The sequence below is a fragment of the Kitasatospora sp. UYEF31 genome (genome assembly GCF_057291755.1).
Genome location: NZ_JBXAWK010000004.1, coordinates 102,402 through 128,593, shown reverse-complemented (window position 1 = coordinate 128,593; position 26,192 = coordinate 102,402). Strand labels below are relative to the sequence as shown.

Here is a 26,192-nt window from a genome sequence, read left to right as displayed (position 1 = left end):
TGCCGACTGCCCCGTCCGGGGCCCCGTGCCTGCGGTTTCCTGCCCGGCACGGGGCCGGGAGGCGGGGCGCGGACACCGTTCGCCGCCCGGTTTCCGGTGGGGCATGATCGGCGGATGGCGAATCAGACAGATCCCGGAGAGGCCGGAGTGGGCCGGACCGACGACAACCCGGACAGCGGGCGTGCCAGGCGGCTGGCCGCGTGGCACGGATCCGAACGGACCCTCTCGACCGGCGCGTTCGGCGCGACGATCGGTGAGCAACTGGCCCGGCTGACGGCCGGGTCACCCGGTGTGTACGACCTCGGCGACTGGGCGGACTGCTACGGCGACGGTGTCGTCGGCGAGCTGGAGCGGCGGACCGCCGCACTCCTGGGCGCCGAGGCCGCGGCGTTCTTCCCCACCGGCACAATGGCGCAGCAGGTGGCGCTGCGCTGCTGGGCCGGGCGTACCGGCGGCACCACGGTCGCCGGACACCCGCTGTCGCACCTGGAGGTGCACGAGCGGGACGCGTACGCGGTGGTGAGCGGCCTGCGCATGGTGCACCCGACGGATGAGCCGCGGCTGCCGACGGCCGCCGAGGTGCGCGACCTGGCTGAGCCCTTCGGCACGCTCGCCCTCGAACTCCCGCTGCGGGACGCCGGGTTCGTCCTCCCGTCGTGGGAGGAGCTGACGGACGTGGTCACGGCGGCCCGGGAGCGGGACGCGGTGGTGCACTTCGACGGTGCGCGACTGTGGGAGTGCGCGCCGCACTTCGGCCGTACGCTGCCGGAGATCGCCTCCCTCGCGGACAGTGTGTACGTGTCCTTCTACAAGTCGCTGGGCGGGATCTCCGGTGCCGCGCTGGCGGGTTCGGAGCACTTCGTCGAGGAGGCGAAGGTCTGGCGGCACCGCTACGGCGGGATGCTGTTCCAGCAGTGGCCCGCGGCGTTGTCCGCGCTGGCCGGGCTGGACCGGGAGCTGCCCCGGCTGCCCGCGTACGTCGCCCACGCCAAGGCTGTCGCGGACGCCTTGCGGGCGGGCTTCACGGAGGCCGGGGTGCCGTGGTTCACGGTGAACCCGGAGGTGCCGCACACGCATCAGTTCCAGGTGTGGCTGCCGTACCCGTCCGAGGTGCTCGACGAAGCCGGGGTGCGGCTGGCGGAGAAGACCCGGACCACCCTGTTCCGCAGGTGGGGTGCGGCGGGACCGCCGGGGATGTCGATGACCGAGGTGACAGTGGGGGCGTCGGCGCTGGAGTGGACGGCGGGGGACGTCCGTGCGGCGGTCGGGGAGTTCACGGGTCTGGTGGCGGAGGTCAGGGCAGCGGGGAAGGCCTGACCTCGCTCTGCTGATGCCGCCGTCCGGCCGGGGGAAATCCGTACGCCCGATTGATCGGTCGACTGTTTGACTGTTTGGTTGATTGATTGATTGATTGATTGGCTGTTTGGTTGGTTGGTTGAAAATGGCCCCGTGCCAGTGGATTCCCACTGGCACGGGGCCATTTCACAAGGCTGTTCGCTGTGCCGTGTCTTCTGTGTCGCGCCTACAGCACCGGCAGGTACTTGCTCAGCTCGAACGGAGTCACCTGCTGGCGGTACTCCTCCCACTCCTGGCGCTTGTTGCGCAGGAAGTAGTCGAAGACGTGCTCGCCGAGGATCTCGGCCATCAGCTCGCTGCGCTCCATCAGACCGATCGCCTCGGCGAGGTTCTGCGGCATCGGCTCGATGCCCATCGCCCTGCGCTCCGCGTCGGACAGCGCCCACACGTCGTCCTCGGCGCCCGGGGGCAGTTCGTAGCCCTCCTCGATGCCCTTCATGCCGGCCCCGAGCAGGACGGCGAAGGCGAGGTACGGGTTGCACGCCGAGTCGAGCTGGCGCACCTCGACCCGGGTCGACTGGCCCTTGGTCGGCTTGTACATCGGCACCCGCACCAGCGCGGATCGATTGTTGTGGCCCCAGCAGATGTACGAGGGGGCCTCACCGCCCATGCCGGCCGTCCGGGACGACGCGCCCCAGATGCGCTTGTACGAGTTGACCCACTGGTTCGTGATCGCCGACATCTCCGCGGCGTGCCGCAGGAGGCCCGCGATGAACGAACGGCCGACCTTCGACAGCTGGTACTCGGCACCGGCCTCGTAGAACGCGTTGCGGTCACCCTCGAACAGGGACAGGTGGGTGTGCATGCCCGAGCCGGGGTGCTGGCTGAACGGCTTGGGCATGAACGTGGCGTTCACGCCCTGCTCCAGTGCGACCTCCTTGACCACCAGACGGAACGTCATGATGTTGTCCGCGGTGCTGAGCGCGTCCGCGTACCGCAGGTCGATCTCCTGCTGGCCCGGGGCGCCCTCGTGGTGCGAGAACTCCACCGAGATACCCATGTTCTCGAGCATGGTGATCGCCTGGCGGCGGAAGTCGTGGCCCGAGCGCTGCGGAGTGTGGTCGAAGTAGCCCGAGTGGTCCACCGGTTCCGGCGGCGTGCCGTCGGTCGGGCGGTCCTTCAGCAGGAAGAACTCGATCTCGGGGTGGGTGTAGAAGGTGAAGCCCCGGTCAGCCGCCTTGGCCAGGGTCCGCTTGAGCACGTAACGCGGGTCGGCGTAGGACGGCGAGCCGTCCGGCGTGAGGATGTCGCAGAACATCCGCGCGGTGCCGGGTGCCTCCGCGCGCCACGGCAGTATCTGGAAGGTCGCAGGGTCCGGCTTGGCGAGCATGTCGGACTCGTGCACGCGGGCGAAGCCCTCGATCGCCGAGCCGTCGAAGCCCAGGCCCTCGGAGAAGGCCTGTTCAAGCTCGGCGGGGGCGACCGCGACCGACTTCAGGAAGCCGAGGACGTCGGTGAACCACAGGCGCACGAAGCGCACATCGCGCTCTTCGAGCGTCCTCAATACGAATTCCTGCTGCTTGTCCATGCGCCTAGTCTGGCGTGCCTTGGTTGCGAACGCGTTACGGGGGCCGGGTCCGAGTCGCGAACTCCGGCCCGTTGTGGACTGCGGCTGATCCGGGCGGGTTCCGCGTGTTGTGCGCGGCGCTGTGTCCGGCCCGCTCACTGGCACGGCCCACGCACGGCCCCGGTGCTGCCCCAGTCCTGCCCCGGCCCTGGACTGGCCCCGTGCGGGGCTGCACGGGGCCGGTCTGGTCTGGGCCGGTCTGGTCTGGGCCGGTCTGGTCTGGGCCGGTCAGCGTCCGACGTCGCGGCGCAGGAAGTCATCGAGGGTCTCGCGGCGGGTCAGCATCCGGGCGGCACCGTCGCGCACCGCCACCAGTGCGGGGCGGCCCACGAGGTTGTAGCCCGAGGCCATGGACAACTGGTAGGCCCCCGCCGTCGCCACCGCGACCAGGTCCCCCGGGCGTACGTCGGCCGGCAACTCCGCGTCGCGGACCAGGACGTCCCCGGCTTCACAGTGGCGGCCCACGACCGTCGCATCCGTAGTGGGGGCCGCCGGGCGGCGGCCGACGAGCGCGGCGGTGTACCGCGCGTCGTACAGCGCGGGGCGGGGGTTGTCGCTCATGCCGCCGTCGACCGCGACGGTGAGGCGTCCCGCGCGTTTCACCGCGAGTACGCGGTAGACGACCACCGCGGCTGGGCCCACGACCGCCCGGCCCGGTTCGACGACGATCCGGGGCACCGCGATGCCGTGCCGGGCGCAGGCCTCCGCAAGCCGCTGCGGCACCTGACGGGCGAATCCGGCCAGGTCAAAGGCCGGTTCACCGGCCCGGTACGGAACCGCGTGGCCGCCGCCGAGGTCCAGTTCGGGCAGTTCGACGCCGTACCTTTCCGCGATCCCGGCCAGCAGGTCCACCAAGCGGTCGACGGCTGTCAGGTAGGGCGCCACGTCGCTGATCTGGGAGCCCAGATGGCAGTGCAAGCCCAGGAGGCGCAACCGGGGCCCGGCCGCCAGGACCCGGCCGACGGCCTCCGCCGCTTCCCCCGTGGACACGGCGAAGCCGAACTTCTGCCCTTCGACACCTGTCCGGACGGCAGCGTGATGCCCCGCCGCGACCCCGGGCACCACCCGCACCATGACGCCCTGCGGGTGCTCCGGATCGGCCAGCGCGGCCAGCCGGGTGATCTCCGAGGCGGAGTCCACCACGATCCGGCCGACGCGCATACGTACCGCGTCCTGTAGTTCCACCGGGCTCTTGGCGTTGCCGTGCAGCACCATCAGGGAGGGCGGGAACCCGGCCGCCACCGCCAGGTTCAGCTCGTTGCCGGAACAGACGTCCAGGCCGAGGCCCTCCTCCCGGACCCATTCGGCCATCGCGCCGTTGAGGAACGCCTTCGCCGCGTACATCACGTCCGCCTCCGGGAGCGCCCGCCGGTAGGCGCGGCACCTGTCCCGGACGTCCTGCTCGTCCAGGACGTACAACGGGGTGCCGTAGCGGGCCGCTAGGCGGCTGAGCGGGACTCCACCGACGTGGATGTCGTCCGCGCTGCGACCGGCGGCCGCGGGCCAGGGTGCGCCCAGCGGGGTGGTCCGGGCCGGGGTGGCCTCGATCGGTCCGGTGGCACTCGGGGCTGTCGCACTCGGGCCGATGGAGGCCGGAGCGATGGCGGTCGAGGGCGGGGCGGTGGTGCGCAGTGCGGGCATGGTCTTCCTTTGGAAGAACGTGAGGGATGTACGGAGTGCAGGCGGGCGGCGGCCGTGTTGTCGTCGTGGTTCCAGGCCCCGTCGTGGCTTCGGGACCCGTCGTGGTTCCAGGCCCCGTCGTGGTTCCAGGACCCGTCGTGGCTTCGGGACGCGTTGCGCCGTCAGGACACCGCGGGCAGGTGCGGCACCGCCGGGCGCGCCGCCGCGTCGAACAGCGGGGTCGGCCTGGGGCTGACCGGCGGGGCCACCATCCCCGGGTCGAGGACCAGGTTGTCGACGCCGAGCGGCCGGGTGAGGCAGCGCAGCGCCGGTTCGGCCAGCGGGATCCAGCGCTGCCGGCTGCCCAGGACACCGGCGAGGGCGCCGGGCGAGCTGAAGGCCACAGCGCAGCGGGTGCCGTCGCGGTCGCGGAACAGCCGCAGGGCGAGCCCCGCGCCGGTACCGCCGACGGGTGTGTACAGCAGCTGGTGGGGTTGGTCGCTGTCTGCCATGGCCTTCGGGTCTCCTCGTTGTCCGCACGGTGCGTTCAAGGTGCCCGCTGTCGTCCGGACGACAGCGGGTTGATTTCGACGTTATGCCCGGTCCGGTCGGGTGGCGGGCCGCCCTGACGCCGCATTGATCAGGGGCGGGGCGGTGTTGACGGGTTCGTGACGGGAGGAGTGGGCCGAACGGCTCCGTGCGGGCCTCACGTGGGCCCGTGCGGGGCAGCACGGGGCGGCACGGGGCTGCGAGGGCCGGCCCGGAAGCGGGTGCGGCCGGGCGCCGGGCCGACACGGGGTTACGCAGTCCCGGGTGACCCCGTGCCAGCTCGCACGGGGCCACCCGGGCCGCTGGTTTCCGCACGTGGGCGGGATCAATATGCTGCGGACGACGGACGACGGACAACGGACGGCCGCAGGCCCCGTGCCCTTACCCGTACGACGTAGAGGAGGCGGAGCGGTGAGCCCTGTTTACCGGGACTTCGACCAGGCCGGGCTGGACCGCGAGTACTCGCCCAGTTCGTGCGTACCGGACATCGGTCCGTTCCTCGACGCGTACACCGGGCGCAGCGCACGGGCCCGCGCGGAGCTGGAGTGGCAGGAACTGACGTACGGTCCGGACCCGGTCGAGAGACTGGACTTCTTCCCGGCGGCCGGAACCACAGCCGGAACTACAGCCGGAGCCGCAGCCGCATCCGCGGGGGGAACCGCGGTCGGAGCGGCGACAGGCGCGACGCTTGGTTCCGCACCGCCCCGTGCGGGGCGGCCCGGAGCCGGTTCACCACTCGTGGTCTTCATCCACGGCGGCTACTGGCAGCAGTTGTCGAAAGAGGACACCGCGTATCCCGCGCCGGGTCTGGTCGCGGACGGGATCGCGTACGCGGCGGTCGGATACGGGCTGGCCCCCGCGTACCGGCTCGGTGACATGGTCGGGCAGGTCCGCCGGGCGGTCCGTCACCTTGTCGACAATGCCGGGCTGCTGGGGGTCGATCCGGCGCGCATCGTCGTCTCTGGTTTCTCGGCCGGGGCGCACCTGGCGGCGATGGCGCTGCTCACGCCAGGCAACGCCCCTGACCCTGGACCCGGCTCCGGCCCTGACTCCGACTCCGGCCCTGGCCTCAGTTCAAATCCTGCCCCGGGTTCAGATCCTGTTTCCGGTTCAGGCCCCGGCTCCGATTCCAGTCGCAGCCCCGTGCTGCGCGGCGCGGTGCTGCTGAGCGGTGTGTACGACCTGGAGCCCGTCCGGCTGACGTACGTCGACGAACCGCTTGAGCTGACTGGGGAAGATGTACGGGAGTTGAGCCCGCAGCGGCTGCTGGACCGGGCGCTGCCGCCCCTGGGGGTGTTCGTCGGGGAGCATGAGACCGGGGAGTTCCACCGGCAGCACCGGGAGTTCGTCGCACTGGCCCGGTCCTACGGTACGGCGGTCACCGACGGGGTCGTCCCGGGGCGCAACCACTTCGATCTGCCGTTCGACCTCGGCGACGGGGGGACAGTCGTGGGTGGCGCGGTGCGCGCGTTGCTGAAGGGCTGATCAGTGGCCCCGTGCGGGGCTGCACGGGGCCCCGGCTGCCGTCCGTCCGCGATCATCGGTTCCCCCCGGCGCCGCGCGCCCTGCTGAAGGGCTGACCAGCCGCCCCGTGCGGGGCTGCACGGGGCCTCCCGGGCCCCTGAGACGTACCCCACTCAGCCCCACTATTCGTCATAGTGACGCCAAGTCTGTTGTAGGGTCGAAAACGTGACTCAACTCCGGATCGCCCTCAGCCAGATCAACCCTGTGGTCGGAGACCTCGACGGCAACGCCGACCTGGTCGTCTCGTGGACCAGGAAGGCCCAGGAGGCCGGCGCGCACCTTGTCGTCTTCCCGGAGATGGTCCTCACCGGCTACCCGGTGGAGGACCTCGCCCTGCGCAGCTCGTTCGTCGAGGCGTCCCGTACCCGGCTGGACGAGCTAGCCGTACGGCTGGACGAGGAGGGCCTGGGCGGAATCGTCGCGGTCATCGGGTACCTGGACCGCTGCGGGACGGCGCTGCCGCGCCAGAATCGCCCGGCGGGGTCGCCGTACAACGCCGCCGCCGTCGTCCACGGGGGCCGGGTCCACGCCCGTTACAACAAACACCACCTGCCGAACTACGGCGTCTTCGACGAGTTCCGCTACTTCGTACCGGGCGACAGTCTGGCCGTGGTCCGGGTGCACGGTGTCGACGTGGCCGTGGTGATCTGCGAGGACCTGTGGCAGGACGACGGTCCCGTCGCCGCTGTCCGGGCGGCGGGCGCGGGGTTGCTGGTCTCCCCCAACGCCTCGCCGTACGAGCTGGACAAGGACGACTCGCGCCTCGAACTGGTCCGGCGCCGGGCCCGTGAGTCCGGGTGCGCGATGGCGTACTGCAACGCGGTGGGCGGCCAGGACGATCTGGTGTTCGACGGCGACTCGATGGTGGTGGACACCGGGGGCAACCTGGTGGCCCGTGCCGCGCAGTTCACCGAGGAGCTTCTCGTCGTCGACCTGGAGCTGCCGGCGGCGTCCACCGACGACAGCGCGCACAACGCGGGCGACGTGGTCGCGGACGGTATGACGATCCGGCAGACGACGATCAGTTCCGAGCCGGTACCGGCGTACGAGCCGGTGGGGTCCACGATCGCCCCGCACCTGTCGAACGACGCGGAGATCTACGGCGCACTGGTCCTGGGCCTGGGTGACTACGTACGCAAGAACGGCTTCAAGTCCGTGGTGCTCGGCCTGTCCGGCGGTATCGACTCGGCGCTGGTCGCCGTGATCGCCTCGGACGCTCTCGGGGCTGAGAACGTGCACGGCATCTCGATGCCGAGCGTCTACTCGTCCGAGCATTCCAAGGACGATGCCGCCGACACCGCGAAGCGGATCGGGCTGAACTACCGCACCGTGGCCATCGCGCCGATGGTCGAGGCGTTCCTGGGTTCGCTGGAGCTCACGGGCCTGGCCGAGGAGAACCTCCAAGCGCGGGTACGGGGCACCACGCTGATGGCCGTCTCCAACCAGGAGGGCCATCTGGTCCTGGCGACCGGGAACAAGTCCGAACTGGCCGTCGGCTACTCGACGTTGTACGGCGACGCGGTGGGCGCCTTCGCCCCGATCAAGGACGTCCCCAAGACGCTCGTGTGGCAGTTGTCGCGCTGGCGCAACGCGGACGCCCTGCGGCGCGGTGAGCCCGCGCCGATCCCGGAGAACTCCATCACCAAGCCGCCGAGCGCGGAGCTGCGCCCCGGCCAGCAGGACAGTGACTCACTGCCTGACTACGGGGTCCTCGACGAGATCCTCGACGGCTACGTGGAGCGTGACATGGGCCGCGACGCGATCGTGGCGTCCGGGTACGACCCGGAGCTGGTGGACCGCATCCTGAAGCTCACTGACACCGCCGAGTACAAGCGCCGGCAGTACCCGCCGGGCACGAAGATCTCCATCAAGGGCTTCGGCAAGGACCGGCGCCTGCCGATCACGAACCGGTGGCGGGAAAACAAGAACTGACAACAAGTGCCGGCTGACGAAAACTGACTCACGAGAACTGATAGCCACCAGGGGTCGCCCTTCCGCACAGGAGGGCAGCCTCCCGTGCGATCCGGGCCGTTCTGACGCGAGGTCAGACCATGGAGGTCCGGTGCCCGACGACTACTCAGCGTACGAACGCCTGCCGGTGGGCGAGCCGGGCCCCGCCCTGCGGTTCCTGCGGGCACTGGCGCTGACCGCGGGCCTGGCGACCGTCGTGACGAAGGCCCTCAGCGCCGTGGACGGGAAGCCGCATGAGTCGGAGATACGGCCGTTCGTACAGGCGTACGTCGCACTGATCAACGCCGGCGACGCCGCGGGACTGACCCGGTTCCTCGGCGGCGACGACACGTCGGCGGACGTTCCGTACCGGCTCGCGGAGTCCGGCGGTCAGCAGTGGACGGACGTCGAGGTCGGCTGGGTCGAGGAGTTCGCGGAATCGGGCGTCTACTCGGCACGGATCACCGCGGACTCCCGGACGACCGGGCGGCAGGTCTCCGTGGAAGAAGGCTTGCGCTGACGGGACGGGCACGGGCGGATGTCCCCGAAGAAGACCGTCCCGCGGCCATGCCCCCCATCGGGTTCCGGCGGTATGCGGCCCACCCGCACCGAGCGCCCGACCGGCCCCGTGCAGCCCTGCACGGGGCCGCCCGGCAAGTGCCCGCCGTACCCCGTGGCCACCACCCCGGCCCCGGCTTCCCGTCCGGCACAGTGAACTGCGGGACGCCGGGGATTCGATTCCCCGGCGTCCCGCAGTCTGCAAACCGTACTCAGAACTTCAGATCGGCCTGCACCGGCTTGTGGTCACTCGACGTCTCGCCGAGCACCGAGGCACCGACGGGCTTGAGGCCGCGCACCATCACGTGGTCGATCGCGGCGAGCGGGAACGACGCGGGCCAGGTGAAGCCGAAGCCGGAGCCGGACTCCTTCTGGGCGTCCTTCAGGCCGTCGGTCAGCGGCTTCAGCGCGCGGTCCGTCACCGGGCCGTTGAAGTCGCCGACGGCGATCACGTTCGGCGCGGTGTCAGCGTCGATCACAGCCGCCAGGCGGTTGATCGTGGCGTCGCGCTGCCCGGCCGAGTAGCCACCGGAGCCGAAGCGGACCGAGGCCAGGTGCGCGTTGTAGAGGTGCACCTCACCCTTGGCCGTCGCGAGCGTGACGCGCATGGCCCGGGGCCAGCCCATGCCGGTGTCCACGGTGCGGACGTCGGTCATCGGCGTCTTGCTCCACACCGCCACGGTGCCGCGTCGCTCCATGTGCGGGTAGACCTTGTCGAGCACCTGCCCGTAGTCCTTGGTGTGGCCTTCGGGGATCTCCTGGAGCGCGATGACGTCCGCGTCGGCCTTCAGCAGCGACCGCGCGGTGCCCGCCGGGTCCGGGTTCCCCGCGTTGATGTTGTGGGTGACGACCCGCAGGTCGCGCGCGCCGCTGGCGGGGCTGCCGCCGAACACCGCGCCGCCGAACATGGCGAACCAGACGATGAGCGGCAGGAACGTGGCCACCAGGCCCGTCCAGGAGCGGCGCAGGCCCGCGGCGAGCAGCAGGAACGGGATCGGCAGTCCGGCCCAGGGCAGGAAGGTCTCGAAGAAACTGCCCAAGTGCCCGGGGGTGTTCGGGATCAGGCTGTGGGCGAGCAACGGGATCGTCGCGACTACCGCCAGGCCGGCGATGATCCTGCCGCGGCGCCACGGCGCGGGGCTGCGCAGCGCCTCGTTGAACCGCCCCGGCGGGGACCCGGACGGCGCCTTCCGGCGCCGGCGGTCACGGGGCGCCTCGGGCCCGTCGTGACGGCCCCGCTCACCGTCGGGCATGTCGCCGCCCTCGGTGCCGGTGTCCGTCGTAGTGGGCCACGTCATGCCTGCCTCCCTTGGAATGCCGTACGGAACCGGGCCCGTAGCGGAGTGCTTCGCGAATTGTGCCCGTGTAAGGGACAGGACGCCCGGGGCGCGGCGGGAGGTTCCGGAAAAACTGGATGTGTTCGATCCCTCACTGCGCGTGGCCTGCGTCGCGGGTGCCGTCCGTACGGTCGGCCCGCAGTCCCTCCAACAGGGTATCGATGATCAACGCGGGGAGCTCGGGACCCAGGTCCCGGTCCCGGGCACCCAGTTTCCTGACCAGGAGGGGGCCGGCGACCATGTCCAGCAGCAGGTCGAGGGGTATGTCCCCGCGGATCTCGCCGCTCCCGATGCCGCGCTGGAGCGCTGCGGCCAGCGCCGCCCGCCGTTTCCTGACCACCACTTCGTGGTAGCGGGCGGACAGCTCCGGATGATGGTGGAGTTCGCCGCTGAGCGCGCCGAGGAGGCCGCCGGAGCGTCCGGCGACGGCGGTGCGGCGGGTCGCCTCCAGGAGGGCCACCAGGTCGTCGCGGACCGATCCCGCGGGTTCGGGGACCGGTTCCTCCAGCGCCTCCACCGCGGCGATGACCAAGGCTTCCTTGTTGGCCCAGCGCCGGTAGATGGTGGCTTTGCCGACCCCCGCACGTTGCGCCACCGCCTCCATGGACAGCCCGGCGACACTGCGCTGCTCGTCGAGCAGTTGCAGTGTCGCGTCCAGGATCACCCTGTCCGCTTCGGCGCTGCGCGGACGGCCTCGTTTGAGGGCTTTGACGACCGCGGTGACGGGGTTCTGCGGACCGTCGGGGAGCGGCGTACCGCCGTCGCCTTCGGGGTCGGGGTCGGGGTGTTTCACGGGTCCTACGCCTTCGAGTGCTGGGTGTCCTGGGGCCGGGAGTCCTGGGAGCTGGGTGTCGCAGGGGCAGTCTGCCGTCCCGGGCGGCCCGGCATCCAGCGCAGTACGACGAATACGCCGATGAGGGCGACGACGGCCGATCCGGCGGCTGCGGCGTGCATCGCGTCCACGAAGGCGTCCTTGGCCGGGCCGATCAGTCCCTGTCCCTGCGGGCCCAGGCGCTGGGCCACGGCCATGGTGGCTTCGATCGACTCGCCCGCCGCACCCTTGGGCACGTTCGGCGGCAGGTCGCCGAGGTGCGCGCTGATGCTGTCGCGGTACACCGAGGACAGGACCGAGCCGAGGATGGCCACGCCCAGGGCCCCGCCGACCTGGCGGACGGTGTTGTTGACGGCGGATCCGGCACCGGCCTTCTCGCGGGGCACCGAGGCCATAACCGCGTTGGTGGCGGGGGGCATGACGTGGGCCATGGCGGTGCCCTGCAGGAAGAAGATGACGCAGAGGAGCCACATCGGGGATGTCCGGTCCACGAACAGGAACATCACGAAGCACACGGTGATCACGGCCATGCCGGACGCCGCGACGGCGCGGATCCCGAACCGGGCCACAGTCTTCGCGCTGCGCGGCGAGAAGATCAGCTGGGAGACCGCCATGGGCAGCAGGAACAGGCCGGTCTGCAGCGGGGTGTAGCCCCGTACGGACTGCAAGTAGAAGGCCATGAAGAAGGTCACGCCCATCAGGGCGAAGAACACCAGGCCGATGGTGGCGACCGCCGCGGAGAACGTGGGGATGCGGAAGAACTCCATGTTCAGCGCGGGGTGGTCACTGCGCTTCTCGTACGCGATGAACACGCCGATGACCAGCAGGCCGACGATGATCGAACCGGTCACCAGGCCACCGCTCCAGCCCTTGTCGCCGCCGCGGATGATGCCGAAGACCAGACTGACCAGGCCGAGGATGGACAGTGCCACGCCGACCGGGTCGAGGCGACCGGGCTTCGGGTCCTTCGAGTCGGGGACGATCAGGATCATCGCGATCACGCCGGCGAACACGATGGGCACGTTGACCAGGAAGACCGAGCCCCACCAGAACTTCTCCAGGAGTGCGCCGCCGGTGATCGGGCCGATGGCGATGGCCAGGCCGACCGCCCCGCCCCAGATGCCGATGGCCTTGGCGCGCTCGTGCGGCTCGAACACGTTGCTGATGATGGACAGCGTCGCCGGCATGACGAACGCGCCGCCGAAGCCCATGACCGCACGGGCGGCGATCAGTTGTTCAGGACTTTGGGCGTACGAGGAGAGCAAGGACGCCAGGCCGAACACGATCATGCCGAAAAGCAGGACCCGCTTGCGGCCGAACCGGTCGCCGAGGATGCCGGCGGTGAACAGCAGACCGGCGAAGACCAGGGTGTACGAGTTGATCGCCCACTGGAGTTCGCTCTGGGTGGCGCCGAGACCGGCGTCCGGGTCGGCTATCACCTTGAGCGCGACGTTGAGGATCGAGTTGTCGAGGACGACGACGAGCAGGCTGATGACCAGCACACCGAGGATGTACCAGCGTCGGTCGTGGATGTGCTTGTCGACCGTAAGGCCCGGGGGCGGTGCTGCGGATGTTGACATGCGGAGGCCTCCAGAGGCGGCTGCGGCCCGGGGCTCCGGGCGTGTGGACGCGCGTCTCCGGAGCGGCGGGGCGATGGTGGTGGTGGAGTGCTGTACTCCGCTGTGCTGTACTCCGCCGTCCGGCGTACGGGGCGCGTTCCGGGATGCGTGGCGTGCGGCGTGCGGTCTCGCGGCGGTGAACCCGGTGCGCGGCCTGGACCGCGCTTCGCAATGACCACATCGTACTCCGATTTACGAAACGAGCCCGTCTCGTATCGTAAAGTTCACGGAAAGCCGGACTTGACCGCACCGAGCGCCGGGCCGGTCCCGGGGAAGGGCGACCGGGAGCGGCCAAGCCCGCCGTAGCCCGTCCGCCCGGCTCTGTTCCTACACGGCGGCGCATGTCACCATGGCGTTGTCCGGGGACGCCGAACGTGCGCCTCGAGATAGGGAGTACACGATGTCTACGCAGCAGCAGGCTGCCCAGGCCACGAACGCAGCGCAGGCCACGAACGCAGCGCAGGCCACGAACGCAGCGCAGGCCACGACGGCGGCGCAGCCTCCGGCCGAAGGCCCCGGTCTCACCCTCTACGGGGGCAACGGGACGGGCCGCCGGATAACAGTGCGCGACCTGGCCCGCGCGAAGACGGCCGGCGAACGCTGGCCGATGCTCACCGCCTACGAGGCGATGACCGCCGCTGTGTTCGACGAGGCCGGTATCCCCGTCCTCCTGGTCGGCGACTCCGCCGGCAACAACCACCTCGGCTACGACAACACCGTCCCGGTCACCATGGAGCAGTTGCTCATGCTGACCGCCTCGGTCGTCCGCGGCACACAGCGCGCGATGATCGTCGCGGACCTGCCGTTCGGCGCGTACCAGGAATCCCCCGCGCAGGCCCTGCACAACGGCGTACGGATGCTCAAGGAAGCAGGTGCCGGAGCCGTCAAGATCGAGGGCGGCACCCGCGTCGCGCACCAGATCGAAGCCATGGTCCAGGCCGGCGTGCCCGTCATGGCGCACATCGGGCTGACCCCGCAGTCGGTGCACACCCTCGGCGGCTACCGCGTCCAGGGCCGCGGCGACGAGGCGGCCGACCAACTCCTGCGCGACGCGAAGGCCGTGCAGGCGGCGGGCGCGTTCGCAGTCGTCCTGGAACTGGTGCCCGAGGAAGTCGCGGCGAAGGTGACCGCGCAACTGGACATCCCCACCGTGGGTATCGGCGCCGGCGCCGGGTGCGACGCCCAGGTGCTGGTGTGGACCGACATGGCCGGCATGACGCCCGGGAAGCTGCCGAAGTTCGTGAAGAAGTACGCGGACCTGCGCACCGTGCTCGGCGATGCGGCACGGGCCTTCGCCACTGACGTGGTCGGTGGCGAGTACCCCGGGCCGGAGCACGCGTTCCACTGACGGGTTGGCAGTCCGGACGGACACGCGTTCCACTGACGGGTGGGTGAAAGTCCCCGCGGGGTGCGGTTCGTGCGGCCACCGGTCGGGCTCAGCAGGCCGTACGGGTCCTCGGCGGTTGTTCACACAACGCCGCTCAGGGCCCGTACGACATCATCGGCCGGTGCCGCGACACCGCCGGGGACCCGCACGACGTCCGGCCCGGTCCGCGATACTGCGGGCATGAGCGATACGGGTACCCGGGACAGTCAGCTGCGGCACATCCGGCCGAGTCCGGTGTTCCTCGCATTGGTCGCCGTGTGCGTCGCGGCCGGGTGGTACGCGTGGCACGACGGCCCCCGCGTCTCCGTGTTCCTGCTGGTGATGGCTGGCTGGCTGATCTCGGTCTGCCTGCACGAGTTCGCCCACGCGTACACCGCGCTGCGCGCCGGGGACACCAGCGTGATCGGCAAGGGCTACCTGACGCTCGATCCGCTGAAGTACAGCGACCCGCTGCTGACGATCATCCTGCCGACGGTGTTCGTCCTGCTCGGCGGGATCCCGCTGACCGGCGGCGCGGTGTACATCGAACGCCAGCGCATCCAGGGCCGGGTGAAGCATTCGCTGGTGTCCCTGGTCGGCCCACTGGCGAACGTGGTCCTGGCGATCGTCCTGGCGCTGCTGATCAGCGGCGGTGTGTTCGACGGCGCGGGGCGGCCGTTCCAGGCCGGGATCGCGTTCCTGGCGCAGCTCCAGGTGATGGCCGCGCTGCTGAACCTGCTCCCCGTACCCGGCCTGGACGGATTCGGGGTGCTGGAGCCGTGGCTGTCGCACGAGGCCCGCAAGGCCATCGCACCGTTCGCCCCGTACGGGATCCTGCTGCTGTTCGCGCTCATGTGGCAGCCGGAGGTCAACCGCTTCTTCTTCGACATCGTCGACCAGGTGGCCGACGCGATCGACATCCCGGCGGGGCTCGCGGACCTGGGCTACTCGCTCTTCAAGTTCTGGTCCTGAGCCGCGGGGGCCTGGGGCTGCCGGTCCTGGGTTTTCAGGTCCTGACCGGCGGTGTCCTGACCGGCGGTGTCCTGAGCTGTGGAGTCCTGACCGGCGGTGTCCTGAGCCGTGGAGTCCTGACCGGCGGTGTCCTGAGCCGTGGAGTCCTGACCGGCGGTGTCCTGCCTTGTGCCGGCCTGACCGGCGCCGTTCTCACCGGAACCGTTCCCACCCATCGTGGTGTCACGGCGCTTGAACCGCCCGACCAGCTTGGCGATACCACCATGGCGCTCCGTGCCGGGCTCGGCCGCCAGATGGTGCTCCGAGACCTCGTACCGCGTCACATACGTACTGAAGAACGCCGTGAGTGTGGCCGTCGCCGGAATCGCGATGATCGCACCGGTCGCCCCGAGCAGCGCCGCTCCGGCGATCACCGAGCCGAAGGCCACCGCCGGGTGGATGTCCACCGTCATCGAGGTGATGCGCGGATGCAGGACGTAGTTCTCGAACTGCTGGTAGGCGGTGGCGAACACCAGAACCCACAGGGCGTTCATCGGGTTGCCGGTCAGTGACGTGAGGATCGGCAGTGCGGCGGCGATGTACGTGCCGACGGTCGGTACGAACTGCGACACCAGGCCGACCCACAGGGCCAGAGCGATCGCGTAGTCGATGCCGAGGAGGGCGAAGCAGGCGTAGTGCGCGACCGCCGACACCAGGGCCATGAGCGCCCGCGAGTAGAGGTAGCCGCCGGTCTTCTCGATGGCGATCTCCCAGGCCCGGAGCACTTCGGCCTGCCTGGTGGGCGGGAGCAGCGAGCACACGGCACGGCGCAGCTTCGGGCCTTCCGCCGCGAAGTAGAAGGCGAAGAGGGCCACGGTGAACATCTCGAACAGTCCGCCGAGGAGCATGGCCGAGACGCCGAACGCATTGTCCGCGACGGTCTGGGCGTAGCCCTTCACGGTGCCGGAGTCGCTGAACAGGCCGCCTTGGATCTTCTCCACGGACAGTTCGCTGTCGAACCGCTGGTTGATCCAGTCGATGACGGTCTGGAGGTACTTCGGGAGGTTCTGCGTGAGGGTCACCACCTGGTCGAACAGGAGCGACCCGATGGCGGCGAGGAACCCGGCGATGGCCACGAAGCAGACGGTGAAGACGATGGCGGTGGCCGCCCCGCGCCGCATGCCGCGGCGGGCGAGCCGGTCGACGGCGGGTTCGATGGCGAGGCCGATGAAGAAGGCGATCAATAGGTCCATGAGGACCCCGCGCAGGTGCTGGAAGCTCCAGACGAACACCGAGGCGCCCACGAGCATCGCGAGGATCATCAGTACTGCCCTGGGCAGCCACGGGGGCATGCGCTCGGCCTGGAGTCGGCCCGGCGCTCGTTCGGTCCCTGTACTCACTGAGCTGCTCCCCCGTGTGGTGATGGTCGTACGTTGTGCCTGGTCATGGATTGCGACAGGGCGCGCGGACGTATGCCACGGGATCGTGGTCCACCCGGTCCACCGCGCCGGATCAACTCAGCGGACGGCGGACGGGATGTCCATGGCGACGCAGACCGCGCGCCAGACGTCCTTGGCCTCCCAGCCTCCGGCCAGGGCTTCGTGGACGGTACGGCCGCCGAGTTGGCTCATGACGTGGTCACGGGCGAAGGATTCGGCGTACGTGTCGCCGAAGTGGGCGCGCATCCGTCGCCAGAACTCGGTCAATCGCATGCGGATCATTATCGCGCCTTCCGGGGGTCCGCGATGCGGCACGGGGCGGAGGGCTCCCGCGGACACCTGGCGGTGGGCTCCCGCGGACACCTGGCGGTGGGGCCCTGCCGACCCGGGGCACGGGCGGCCGCGGGCACGGAGCAGGCCCTGGCGGTGGATCCCGCGCGGGCCCCGTGCCGGTCGGCACGGGGCCCGCGCGCTACGGCCGCACAGCCTCCAGCGCGTCGGCCATCCCGTGCCCGGCGAAACCGTTGTACGCCGTGGTCCCCGCGCAGTCCGCGTCGGTCCTGCCGTCGCCGTCGAGGTCGTACGGGACAGGGCAGGCCATCGGGTCGGCCTGTGCCAGGAGCAGCCGCCGCAGTTCCCCGGCCGGGGCCTGCGGGTGCGAGCTCCTGGCCAGTGCGGCGACACCGGCCACGTGCGGGGCGGCCATCGAGGTGCCACTGAGGTAGGCGTACCGGCCGCCCGGCATGGTGGACAGGATCCCCCCGTCCGCCGCCGGGGCCGCAGGCGGCTGGAGGCTGGTGGTGTCCCCGCCCGGGGCGGCGATGTCGATCTTCCCGAGTCCGTAGTTCGAGTATGTGGACTTGAGGCCCTTCGCGCCCGTCGCGGCCACTCTCAGCACGCCGGGCAGCCCGGCGGGCAGTTCGACGCAACTGTCGTCGACGGGCCGCTTGACCGGGGTCGAGTCGTCCGGGCTTGTGGAGTCCTCGGTGGCGCGGGTGAGGTCCATACCCTCGTTGCCGGCCGCGACGACGTTGAGCACGCCCTTGCGGTCCGCGTACGCGGCGGACTTTCGCACCGCGTCGAGGATGGCCCGCTGGTCGGGGTCCCCGGCGCAGTTGAAGTACCAGGGGTCGGTGTAATAACTGTTGTTGGTCACGGCGAACCCGTGTTCGGCGGACCAGACGAAGGCGCAGACCACCGCCTCCGCGTAGAACATGCTCCGGGGGCCTTCGGAGACCTTCACCGCGGCCACGCGCACGTCCGGGGCGATCCCGGCGATGCCCTTGCCGTTGACGTCGGCGGCGATGGTGCCGGCCACGTGGGTGCCGTGGTACGAGCCGCCCTGGCCCTCGGTGGGCCGCCACGCGCCCGGTGTGGTGTCGGGCCGTCCGCCCAGGCAGGAAACGGAGTCCTTGCTGCTGAAATTGGCGGTGAGGTCCTCGTGGGTGTCGTCCACTCCGGTGTCGATGACGCCGACGGTGACTTTGTCGCTGCCGCCACCGCCGGTGATCCGGTGCGCCTGGTCGGCCTTGACCGCCCGCAGGTCCCACTGGCTGTCTTCGAGCGGTTCGCCCGCCCCGTGGGGGGCGGCCCGGGGCCCTGTCCCACCTGCCCCGTGCGCAGTGGCACGAAGCCCTGTTCCGAGCGGTTCGCCCGCCCCGTGCGGGGCAGCGTGGAGCCCGGATCCGGCGGGTGCCGTCACGTACACCGGCACGTCGGTGAACGCCGCCCCGAGCGGTCTGGTGCGGGTGGCTCCCACCGAGTCGATCCCGTCGGCCGCGCGAAGCCGGGCGGCGAAGTCGGGCGCCGGGGAGTTGGCCACGATCACGCCGATCTGCGGGTAGGACTGGACGACCCGTCCTCCGGCGGCGGTCACCCGGCGCTCCGCCGCTCTGCTGCGGGCCGCCAGACGCCGGGATTCGCCCTGCGCCGACCCCTGGGCCTTGGCTTGGGCCGCCTGCCCCTGCCCCTGCCCCTGAGCATGTCCCTGAGCATGTCCCTGAGCCTGACGCTCAACTGGGGATTGCCCTTGGGTCTGGGTATTGACCAGGTAGTTCATGCTGCCCGCCACGGGGGTGGCCGAGGCGGCCACGGCGATGGCAACGGAGGCAGGGTCGGAACTGAACTCGGGGCCGGAATCCGGGCCCGCACTGAATTCGGAGCCGGAACTGAACACGGGGCCGGACCCCGGGCCCGGACGGAAGACAGAACCGGAACGGGTCCCGGGGACCGTCCCGGTCAGCCCCGCGGTGGCTGTCGGCAGGGCGACCACGCCGGTGGCCAGGACCAGTCCCGCCGCGAACAGCGCGGCCGTACGTCGCCCTCGGCCCAGGCCGGGGCCCGGGGGGAAATCAGGAGGGGATGCGGGCACCACGCGTCTCCACTTCAGTCGGCGTCACCGCCGCCTCGTACCCGGCCCCGCCCGCTCGGTATCGACCGGCCACTCCAACGATGCAATAAATAGGCCAATCAGCCTGCCGGGCGCGCACGAAGACATCATGCGCGCCGCCGCACCTCCTCCTCCCCGCTCTGCGGCCCGTACCTCCTGCTGTTGTCGGTCCGGCAGGGCACCATGGGTTGTTATGCCTCGTGCCAACCATGACGACAGCGCGCCCCGCGAAACCCGTGCGCGCCGTGCGCCCCGTACAGCCCGCAGTGACTCCCCCGTGCGGAAGACCGCCGGGGATACCGGCACGGGCACTGCGGCCACCGGCCCGGCCGATGCGCTGAAACGCTTCTCCCCGGCTACCCGTGCCTGGTTCACCGGGGCCTTCCACTCCCCGACACCCGCGCAGGCCGGAGCCTGGGAGGCCATCGGCCTGGGCCGGGACGCGCTGGTCGTCGCGCCCACCGGGTCGGGCAAGACGCTCGCCGCGTTCCTGTCCGCGCTGGACCGTCTGGCGTCCGAGCCGGTCCCGGCCGATCCGAAGCTGCGCTGCCGGGTGCTGTACGTGTCCCCGCTCAAGGCCCTCGCCGTCGACGTGGAGCGCAATCTGCGCGGTCCGCTGGCCGGCATCCGGCAGGAGTCGGCGCGCCAGGGGCTGCCGGAGCCGGACGTCACCGTCGGGATGCGCTCGGGCGATACGCCGCCCGCGGAGCGGCGTCGTTTCCTGACCAAACCGCCGGACATCCTCATCACCACCCCCGAGTCGCTGTTTTTGCTGCTGACGTCGCAGGCCCGGGAGTCGCTCAGGAGCGTCGACACGGTGATCGTCGACGAGGTGCACGCCGTTGCGGCGACCAAGCGCGGGGCGCACCTGGCGCTGACCCTGGAGCGGCTCGACGCCCTGTTGGAGCGCCCCGCGCAGCGCATCGGGCTGTCCGCCACGGTGCGGCCGGTGGACGAAGTGGCGAAATACCTCTGTGGCACCCGCGAGGTGACGGTGGTCCAACCCGCGTCGCAGAAGAACTGGGACCTCTCGGTGGTCGTGCCGGTGGAGGACATGGCCGAGTTGGGGCAGCCGACGGGCGACTACGACGAAGTCACCGGCAAGCGGGAGACCAAGTCGGTGTGGCCGCACGTCGAGGAGCGCATCGTCGACCTGGTCCAGGCACACAGATCGACCATCGTGTTCGCGAACTCCCGGCGGCTCGCCGAGCGTCTGACGGGGCGTCTTAACGAGATCGCGTACGAGAGGGCCACCGGCGAGGCACTGCCCGCCCTGTCACATGCGGTCCCCGCCGAGTTGATGGCCCAGGCGGGCACCGACAACGCGGCCCCGCCCGTGCTCGCGAAGGCTCACCACGGCTCCGTCTCCAAGGAACAGCGCTCCCTCGTGGAAGAGGAGTTGAAGGCCGGGCTGCTGCCCGCCGTAGTGGCGACGTCCAGTCTCGAACTCGGCATCGACATGGGCGCGGTGGACCTCGTCATCCAGGTCGAGTCGCCGCCGTCGGTGGCCTCCGGGCTGCAGCGGGTGGGCCGCGCGGGGCATCAGGTCGGGGCGACGTCCCGGGGCGTCATGTTCCCGAAGTTCCGCGGGGACCTGGTGCAGACGGCGGTGGTGACCGAACGCATGCGCAGTGGCGGTATCGAGTCCCTGCGGGTGCCGCGCAACCCCTTGGACGTCCTGGCCCAGCAGATCGTGGCGATGGTGTCGGTGGACACCTGGGAGGTGGACGAACTCCTCGCCCTGGTACGGAAGGCGGCTCCGTTCAGCGCGCTGCCGTACTCGGCGTACGAGGCCGTTCTGGACATGCTCGCCGGCCGTTACCCGTCGGACGCGTTCGCCGAGTTGCGGCCGCGCCTTGTGTGGGACCGGGTGGCGGGGACGCTGACCGGTCGACCCGGGGCGCAACGGCTGGCGGTGACGTCCGGCGGCACGATCCCGGACCGGGGCCTGTTCGGGGTGTTCCTCGTGTCGGGTGAGAAGAAGTCCCGGGTCGGTGAGCTGGACGAGGAGATGGTCTACGAGTCGAGGGTGGGCGACGTCTTCACTCTGGGCACGTCGTCGTGGCGGATCCAGGACATCACCCACGACAAGGTGATCGTGTCGCCTGCCCCGGGGGTACCGGGGAAGCTGCCGTTCTGGCACGGGGACACCCTCGGCCGGCCCATCGAGCTGGGGCGGGCGCTGGGCGCGTTCGTACGGGAGGTCTCCGCGCTCAGGGACGACAGGGCGCGGGCCCGGGTCGCGGCCGCCGGGCTGGACCCGTGGGCGGTCGACAACCTGGTGCAGTACCTCCGGGAGCAGAAGGAGGCCACAGGGCACGTCCCGGACGACCGCACCATCGTGGTGGAGAAGTTCCGGGACGAGCTGGGCGATTGGCGTGTGGTCATCCATTCGCCGTTCGGTGCCCAGGTGCACGCTCCGTGGGCGCTCGCGATCGCCGCCCGGCTGCGCGAGCGGGTGGGGGATGTCCAAACGATGCACGCGGACGACGGCATCGTGATCCGCGTGCCCGACACGGGCGACCCGTTCGACGACGCGGCGGTGGACGAACCCGGCGGCCTGCCGGCGGACTTCGCGCTGTTCGACCCGGAGGAGATCGAGCGGATCGTCACCGCTGAGGTCGGCGGCAGTGCGCTGTTCGCGTCCCGGTTCCGCGAGTGCGCGTCGCGGGCGCTGCTGTTGCCGCGCCGGATGCCGGGACGGCGGACGCCCCTGTGGCAGCAGCGGCAGCGTTCGGCGCAGCTCCTGTCGGTGGCCAGTGAGTACGGCTCGTTCCCGATCGTCCTGGAGACGATGCGCGAGTGCCTGCAGGACGTGTTCGACGTGCCGGGCCTCGTGCAGTTGATGGGCGACGTCCGGGCCCGGACGGTGCGGGTGGTGGAGGTGACGACCCGGGAGTCCTCACCGTTCGCCCGGTCTTTGCTGTTCGGCTACATCGCGCAGTTCATGTACGAGGGGGATTCCCCGCTCGCGGAGCGCCGGGCGGCGGCGCTGTCGCTGGACTCCAAGCTGCTTGCCGAACTCCTGGGCCAGGCCGAGCTGCGCGAGCTCCTGGACACCGGCGTCGTGGAGGTTACGGAGCGTCAGCTCCAGCGTCTGGTCGACGAGCGCCGGGCCAAGGACCTTGAAGGTGTGGCCGACCTGTTGCGGATGCTGGGTCCTTTGACGACGGCCGAAACCGCCGAACGCTGTACGGACGACCCCACGCAGTGGCTCACTGGGCTGGAGTCGGCGCGGCGGGTCATCCGGGTCCGGATCGACGGCGCGGAGCAGTGGGCCGGCATCGAGGACGCCGGAAGGCTCCGCGACGCGCTCGGCACCGCCCTGCCGGTGGGTGTGCCCGTGGCGTTCACCGAGCCGGTCAAGGATCCGCTGGGCGACCTGCTGTCGCGCTACGCCCGGACCCGGGGCCCGTTCCACGCGGCGGATGCGGCCCGGCGGTTCGGGCTCGGGTCAGCGGTGGTGTCTAACACCCTGGAGCGGCTGGCCGCGGACGGGAAGGTCGTCACCGGCGAGTTCCGGCCGGGGGGTTCGGGCACCGAGTGGTGCGACGCCGGGGTGCTGCGGATTCTGCGCCGCCGGTCCCTGGCGGCCCTGCGGCAGGAGGTGGAGCCGGTGCCGCCGGTGGCGCTGGCCAGATTCCTGCCGGCCTGGCAGGGGGTCTCGGCGACTTCAGTCCCAGCCTCAACCCAGGCCCCGGGCCGCGCGGCCCGGGGCCTGGACGCCCTGGTCCGGGCGGTCGAGCAGTTGCAGGGCGCGGCGGTCCCGGCGTCCGCGCTCGAGAAGCTCGTACTGCCCTCCCGGGTAGCCGACTACTCCCCCGCGCTCCTGGATGAACTGTGCGCCTCGGGCGAGGTCGTATGGGCGGGGCGCGGGGCCCTGGCGGGCAAGGACGGCTGGGTGTCGCTCTATCTCGCCGAGGCCGCCCCGCTGCTGCTCCCCGTACAGCCGTTGCCGCTGGAACTGACGGAGGTTCACCGGGGCGTCCTGGACGCCCTGGCCGGCGGTTACGGGCTCTTCTTCCGGCAGATCGCCGCGCACGTGGGGTCGCGGACCGACGAGGCGTCGCGGGCCGACACGGGGTCGCGGGCCGACACGGGGTCGCGGGCCGACGAAGGCTCCGTGGTCTCCGCGTTGTGGGACCTCGCATGGGGCGGTTATGTCACCGGCGACACACTCAGTCCGCTGCGGGCGCTGCTCGGTTCGGGTCGGACCGCCGGGTCCACCGCGCACCGTTCACGCCGCACGGTGCCCCGGGGCCGCTTCGGGGGCCTGGGGCGGCCGGCGACGCTCGGCAGGCCGGGGCCGCCGACGGCGGCGGGCCGCTGGTCGCTGTTGCCCCCGGTGGAGCCGGATCCGACGCGGCGGGCCTCCGCGCTGGCCGGGACACTCCTGGACCGGCACGGGGTGGTGACCCGCGGCGCGGTGGTCGCGGAGGACGCCCCCGGCGGGTTCGCGGCGGCGTACAAGGTGCTGTCGGTGTTCGAGGAGACGGGCCGGGTCCGCCGCGGGTACTTCGTCGAGGGCCTGGGTGCCGCGCAGTTCGCCGCGGACGGGGCCGTGGACCGGCTCCGGGCCCTGCACCGGGCCCTCGGCGAGGAGCAGGACGACCGCCCGTCGGGGCCGCCCCGGGCGCTGGTCCTGGCGGCGGCCGATCCGGCCAGTCCGTACGGGGCCGCGCTGCCCTGGCCGGAGCGCCCCGCGCGCGTCGCGACAACCCCTGCCGCCGGCCCCGCGCCGGGCGGCACGGGGCACCGTCCGGGGCGGAAGGCGGGCGCGCTGGTCGTCCTGGTCGACGGGCACCTGGTGCTCTACATCGAGCGCGGCGGCCGGTCCCTGCTGAGCTGGACCGACGACGGGGAGCACCTGCGCCCCGCCGTGGAGGCCCTGGCAGCGGCCGCACGGAACCAGGTCCTGGGCCGGTTGACGGTCGAACGGGCGGACGGTGAGGAGATCCTGACGTCCGCGCTCGGCCGGGCCCTGGAGGCCGCCGGGTTCCACGCGACGCCGCAGGGGCTCCGGCTGCGCGGGTGATCAGGAGGGCGCAGCGCCGACTGGCGCCACCGCGCCCGCCCCGTGCGGCTTCTCCGACGCGGGGCTGGACGGCTGCACGGGGCGGCCCGGGACGGCCCGGGGCACTGCCCCGGGCCTGACTGCACGGGGCAGCCGCCCTCTGCGGAGTCAGACAGGCTCCGTGGCCTCGATCCGGTAGACGACGCCACGGACCCCACGGACACCGTTCCCGTCCCTGTCGTCCCCGCCGTCCCCGCCGTCCCCGCCGTCCCCGCCGTCCCTGTCGCCCCTGTCATCCCTGTCATCCCCGCCGTCCCCGCCGTCCCTGTCATCCCTGTCATCCCCGCCGTCCCCGCCGTCGGCCCCCCGGTCCCTCAGCTCGGCGCGGCGGACCTTGCCGGATGTGGTGCGTGGCAGAACAGCGGTGAACTCCAGTGCCCGGACCCACTTCTCAGGCGGTAGTGCGGTGCGCACCAGTTCGAGGATTCCGTACGCCGTCTCCTGGTTCCCAGCACACCCCGGCCTGGTGACGATGTAAGCCTTCGGCGCCCACAGCCCGACGGGGTCGGGTATCGGCACCACGGCGGCGTCTGCCACCGCGGGGTGGCCCAGCAGGACCTCTTCGAGTTCCCGTGGGGAGATGCGGTGGTCGAACGCCTTGAACATGTCGTCGGCACGCGCCAGGTACGTCAGAGCCCCGTCCGGGGCGCGCACGGCGAGGTCGCCCGAGTGGTAGTGGCCACCGGCGAAGACCTTCTCCGTACGGACCGCATCTCCCACATAGCCACGCATCAGGCCGAGTGGACGCTCCGTCAGGCTCAGGCAGATCTCGCCGGGTTCGCCGTCCGGCACCTCCCGGCCCGTCTCCGGGTCGAGCAGTGCGATCGTGTACCCGGGCAGGGGCAGACCCATGGACCCGGGCTGTGGTGCGCGCCCTGGCGGGTTGCCGATCTGGCCGGTGGTCTCGGTCTGTCCGTAGCCGTCCCGCAGGGCGATCCCCCCAGTGTCTGTGCACCAGTTCGATCAGTGCGGGTTCCAGTGGTTCGCCGGCCGCGACCGATTCCCGCAGGGCGGGCGGTCGTGTGCCGAGGCCCGCGGCCGCCATGCCCCGCCAGACGGTCGGGGGTGCGCAGAACGTGGAGACGTGCCGGGTGCGCAGGATGTCCAACACCTGCGCCGGGCTGCTCCGGGCCGTGTCCAGGGCGACGACGGTGGCTTCCGCGTTCCACGGGACGAAGAACGAACTCCAGGCGTGTTTCGCCCAGCCCGGGGCTGAGATGTTCAGGTGGACGTCGCCGGGCCTGATTCCGTTCCAGTACATGCCCGAGAGGTGCCCGACGGGGTAGTTGACGTGCGTGTGTTCGACCATCTTCGGCTTGGCGGTCGTCCCCGAGGTGAAATATCGGAACAGCGGATCGGCCGCGGGGGTGGGCCCGTCGGGCATAAATCCGGCGTCCGCTGAACCACTGTCCGCTGAACCACTGTCGGCCGAACCGCTGTCGGCCGGATCCAGCCCGGCAGGACCGGCTCCGGTCTGTCCGGAGAGTTCGTACGGAAACCAGCCTGCGACCCGGCCGCCCACGCTGATGCCGGTCCAGCCGCCGGGCGCCCCGTCGAAGCGCCCGGCCAGTGCGGCTTCGGCGATGACGAACCGTACGCCGCCCCGGTCCAGCCGGTCGGCCAGTTCGGCGGGGGTCGCCGTGGTGTAGGTGGGGATGATGACGGCGCCGAGCTTGATGGCGGCGAGCATCGTCTCCCAGACCTCCGCGCGGTTGCCGAGCATCAGCAGCAGGGGGTCCCCGCGGCGCACACCGGCCGTGCGCAGCCAGTGGGCGACCCGCCCGGAACTCCGGGCCAGGTCCTGGAAGGTGAGCAGCCGGTCGGTGGCGGGGCCGCCCGCGCCGATGATCCGGAGCGCGGGGCGGTCACCTCCGGCCGCGATGGTGTCGAACCAGTCGAGCGCCCAGTTGAATTCCGTCAGTTCGGGCCAGCGGAACTCACTCACGGCCCGGATCCAGTCGGTGCGGTGCCGGAGCAGGACATCGCGGGCGGCCCGGAACCTGTCGGCGGGGGAAGTGGGGGAACCCGCGGGAGAACCCGCGGGGCAAGCCATGGAGGAAT

At 71.2% G+C, this 26,192-nt stretch carries 16 protein-coding genes and 1 pseudogene; 7 read left to right on the top strand and 10 right to left on the bottom strand.

Going from position 1 to position 26,192, the window contains the following annotated elements:
* Window positions 1-114 precede the first annotated feature (114 nt).
* A complete protein-coding gene (locus AC0Z36_RS03350) occupies window positions 115-1,317 on the top strand; it encodes a threonine aldolase family protein (RefSeq protein WP_485461127.1) in 1,203 nt (400 codons plus the stop codon).
* A 205-nt stretch (window positions 1,318-1,522) separates the two neighbouring features.
* On the opposite strand, the gene glnA is transcribed toward AC0Z36_RS03350, so the two are convergent.
* From glnA to AC0Z36_RS03335, 3 genes are all read right to left on the bottom strand, one after another.
* On the bottom strand, window positions 1,523-2,884 hold the full coding sequence (gene glnA / locus AC0Z36_RS03345; protein ID WP_485461126.1) for a type I glutamate--ammonia ligase: 1,362 nt from the start codon (window positions 2,882-2,884) through the stop codon (window positions 1,523-1,525).
* A 267-nt stretch (window positions 2,885-3,151) separates the two neighbouring features.
* Window positions 3,152-4,564, bottom strand: a complete 1,413-nt coding sequence (gene lysA / locus AC0Z36_RS03340) for a diaminopimelate decarboxylase (RefSeq protein ID WP_485461125.1) — start codon at window positions 4,562-4,564, stop codon at window positions 3,152-3,154.
* Between the two features lie 161 nt (window positions 4,565-4,725).
* Window positions 4,726-5,055, bottom strand: a complete 330-nt coding sequence (locus AC0Z36_RS03335; RefSeq protein ID WP_485461124.1) for an SAV_915 family protein — start codon at window positions 5,053-5,055, stop codon at window positions 4,726-4,728.
* Between the two features lie 448 nt (window positions 5,056-5,503).
* Here AC0Z36_RS03335 and AC0Z36_RS03330 point away from each other — a divergent pair, with 448 nt between their 5' ends.
* From AC0Z36_RS03330 to AC0Z36_RS03320, 3 genes are all read left to right on the top strand, one after another.
* Entirely contained in the window at window positions 5,504-6,577 is a 1,074-nt protein-coding gene (locus tag AC0Z36_RS03330) for an alpha/beta hydrolase (protein ID WP_485461123.1), read from the top strand.
* A 204-nt stretch (window positions 6,578-6,781) separates the two neighbouring features.
* Complete coding sequence (locus AC0Z36_RS03325) at window positions 6,782-8,548, top strand: NAD+ synthase (protein WP_485461122.1); 1,767 nt, start codon at window positions 6,782-6,784, stop codon at window positions 8,546-8,548.
* Window positions 8,549-8,678: 130 nt separating this feature from the next.
* Window positions 8,679-9,086: a hypothetical protein gene (locus AC0Z36_RS03320; protein ID WP_485461121.1), complete on the top strand. Its 408-nt coding sequence runs from the start codon at window positions 8,679-8,681 to the stop codon at window positions 9,084-9,086.
* Between the two features lie 250 nt (window positions 9,087-9,336).
* Here the strand turns inward: AC0Z36_RS03320 and AC0Z36_RS03315 are convergent, their stop codons facing one another.
* The 3 genes from AC0Z36_RS03315 to AC0Z36_RS03305 form a co-directional block, all read right to left on the bottom strand.
* Window positions 9,337-10,422, bottom strand: a complete 1,086-nt coding sequence (locus AC0Z36_RS03315; protein ID WP_485461120.1) for an endonuclease/exonuclease/phosphatase family protein — start codon at window positions 10,420-10,422, stop codon at window positions 9,337-9,339.
* A 130-nt stretch (window positions 10,423-10,552) separates the two neighbouring features.
* Complete coding sequence (locus AC0Z36_RS03310; RefSeq protein ID WP_485461119.1) at window positions 10,553-11,254, bottom strand: TetR/AcrR family transcriptional regulator; 702 nt, start codon at window positions 11,252-11,254, stop codon at window positions 10,553-10,555.
* Between the two features lie 5 nt (window positions 11,255-11,259).
* Window positions 11,260-12,873, bottom strand: coding sequence for an MFS transporter (locus AC0Z36_RS03305; protein WP_485461118.1), 1,614 nt, complete (start codon window positions 12,871-12,873; stop codon window positions 11,260-11,262).
* A gap of 439 nt (window positions 12,874-13,312) precedes the next feature.
* Here AC0Z36_RS03305 and panB point away from each other — a divergent pair, with 439 nt between their 5' ends.
* Both panB and AC0Z36_RS03295 read left to right on the top strand, forming a co-directional pair.
* A complete protein-coding gene (gene panB, locus AC0Z36_RS03300) occupies window positions 13,313-14,260 on the top strand; it encodes a 3-methyl-2-oxobutanoate hydroxymethyltransferase (protein WP_485461117.1) in 948 nt (315 codons plus the stop codon).
* Between the two features lie 219 nt (window positions 14,261-14,479).
* Window positions 14,480-15,250 (top strand): site-2 protease family protein, encoded by a 771-nt coding sequence (locus tag AC0Z36_RS03295; protein WP_485461116.1) that lies wholly within the window; start codon window positions 14,480-14,482, stop codon window positions 15,248-15,250.
* Here AC0Z36_RS03295 and AC0Z36_RS03290 read toward each other — a convergent pair.
* The 3 genes from AC0Z36_RS03290 to AC0Z36_RS03280 all read right to left on the bottom strand — a co-directional run bounded on the left by AC0Z36_RS03290 (window position 15,223) and on the right by AC0Z36_RS03280 (window position 19,039).
* Window positions 15,223-16,629, bottom strand: coding sequence for an AI-2E family transporter (locus AC0Z36_RS03290; protein ID WP_485461115.1), 1,407 nt, complete (start codon window positions 16,627-16,629; stop codon window positions 15,223-15,225). The two genes, AC0Z36_RS03295 and AC0Z36_RS03290, sit on opposite strands and share 28 nt — an antisense overlap.
* Before the next feature lie 117 nt (window positions 16,630-16,746).
* Entirely contained in the window at window positions 16,747-16,941 is a 195-nt protein-coding gene (locus AC0Z36_RS03285) for a DUF3046 domain-containing protein (RefSeq protein ID WP_485461114.1), read from the bottom strand.
* 199 nt (window positions 16,942-17,140) lie between these two features.
* A complete protein-coding gene (locus tag AC0Z36_RS03280; protein ID WP_485461113.1) occupies window positions 17,141-19,039 on the bottom strand; it encodes a S8 family serine peptidase in 1,899 nt (632 codons plus the stop codon).
* A gap of 211 nt (window positions 19,040-19,250) precedes the next feature.
* Between AC0Z36_RS03280 and AC0Z36_RS03275 the strand changes: the two genes are divergently transcribed.
* On the top strand, window positions 19,251-24,092 hold the full coding sequence (locus AC0Z36_RS03275; protein WP_485461112.1) for an ATP-dependent helicase: 4,842 nt from the start codon (window positions 19,251-19,253) through the stop codon (window positions 24,090-24,092).
* A 327-nt stretch (window positions 24,093-24,419) separates the two neighbouring features.
* On the opposite strand, the pseudogene AC0Z36_RS03270 reads toward AC0Z36_RS03275, so the two are convergent.
* A pseudogene (locus AC0Z36_RS03270) lies at window positions 24,420-26,184 on the bottom strand (AMP-binding protein); the annotation flags it as partial.
* Between the last annotated feature and the right edge of the window lie 8 nt (window positions 26,185-26,192).

What these genes read in the sequence shown, in the direction of transcription:
- AC0Z36_RS03350 (WP_485461127.1), top strand. Translation starts at nt 115, where the DNA reads ATGGCGAATCAGACAGATCCCGGAGAGGCCGGAGTGGGCCGGACCGAC.
- AC0Z36_RS03315 (WP_485461120.1), bottom strand. Translation starts at nt 10,422, where the DNA reads ATGACGTGGCCCACTACGACGGACACCGGCACCGAGGGCGGCGACATG.
- AC0Z36_RS03305 (WP_485461118.1), bottom strand. Translation starts at nt 12,873, where the DNA reads ATGTCAACATCCGCAGCACCGCCCCCGGGCCTTACGGTCGACAAGCAC.
- AC0Z36_RS03285 (WP_485461114.1), bottom strand. Translation starts at nt 16,941, where the DNA reads ATGCGATTGACCGAGTTCTGGCGACGGATGCGCGCCCACTTCGGCGAC.
- glnA (WP_485461126.1), bottom strand. Translation starts at nt 2,884, where the DNA reads ATGGACAAGCAGCAGGAATTCGTATTGAGGACGCTCGAAGAGCGCGAT.
- AC0Z36_RS03275 (WP_485461112.1), top strand. Translation starts at nt 19,251, where the DNA reads ATGCCTCGTGCCAACCATGACGACAGCGCGCCCCGCGAAACCCGTGCG.
- panB (WP_485461117.1), top strand. Translation starts at nt 13,313, where the DNA reads ATGTCTACGCAGCAGCAGGCTGCCCAGGCCACGAACGCAGCGCAGGCC.
- AC0Z36_RS03335 (WP_485461124.1), bottom strand. Translation starts at nt 5,055, where the DNA reads ATGGCAGACAGCGACCAACCCCACCAGCTGCTGTACACACCCGTCGGC.
- AC0Z36_RS03295 (WP_485461116.1), top strand. Translation starts at nt 14,480, where the DNA reads ATGAGCGATACGGGTACCCGGGACAGTCAGCTGCGGCACATCCGGCCG.
- lysA (WP_485461125.1), bottom strand. Translation starts at nt 4,564, where the DNA reads ATGCCCGCACTGCGCACCACCGCCCCGCCCTCGACCGCCATCGCTCCG.